General features: G+C 69.3%; 1 protein-coding gene. It reads left to right on the forward strand.

The features are described 5' to 3' along the window. A partial coding sequence (locus EHS43_RS45175; protein WP_260471032.1) for a sensor domain-containing protein occupies positions 1 to 972 on the forward strand: 972 nt, incomplete at both ends.

The following is a 972-nucleotide window of genomic DNA, read 5'->3' on the forward strand; positions in this document are numbered from 1 at the left end:
ACACCACAGGCGCGGGACGAGAGAAGAAGGACGACGTCGATGGCCACGGACTACGGGTACGACAGTGGGCTCGGGTTCCCCGGGACGGTACGGCGGCACCGGGTGCCGGCCGGGCTGCGGGCGCCGTTCGAGGGGCGGTCCTCAAGAGCGGGACGTCGTGGCGGACGCTGCTGTACTCGGTGGTGCACCTGCCGTGGGCGCTGTTCTCCTTCGTCGTCGCGGTGAACTTCTGGGTGTACGGCTGGGCGCTGCTGACGTATCCGCTGTGGTTCTGGATCTTCCCGGCGTACGTCGGTCAGGACGGGCTTCAGCTCTACGGCGACGAGACCCACCAGATCTATCTGGACAACCCCTTCGAGATCGGCGTGACCGCGCTGGTGGGACTGTTGTTCACGTTGGCCACGCCGTGGATCGTGCGGGCGCTGACGACCGTGGACCGGCTGATGGTGCACGGGCTGCTGGGGCCGACCCGACTGTCGGCACGCGTGGTCGAGCTGGAGTCGGACCGGGGGGTCGTGGTGGACACGGCCGCCGCCGACCTGCGCCGGATCGAGCGGGATCTGCACGACGGTGCGCAGGCTCGGCTGGTGGCGCTGGCGATGGACCTGGGGCTCGCGAAGGAGAAGCTCACCGAGGATCCGCAGGCGGCGGCGCGGATGGTGGACGAGGCGCACGGTGAGGTGAAGACGGCGCTTCAGGAGCTGCGCGATCTGGCGCGGGGAATTCATCCCGCCGTGCTGACGGACCGGGGGCTGGATGCGGCGCTGTCCTCGGTGGCCTCGCGCTGCACGGTTCCGGTGCAGGTGGAGGTGGACCTGCCGTCGCGGCCGGCGCCGGCGATCGAGGGGATCGCGTACTTCACGGTCTCGGAGCTGTTGCAGAACATCAGCAAGCACTCCCGGGCGACGTTCGCCGCGGTGGATGTGTGGAGGGTGGAGAACCGGCTGCTGCTGCAGGTGGTCGACAACGGGT

The organism is Streptomyces sp. RP5T (assembly GCF_003933965.1).
Taxonomy (GTDB): Bacteria; Actinomycetota; Actinomycetes; order Streptomycetales; family Streptomycetaceae; genus Streptomyces.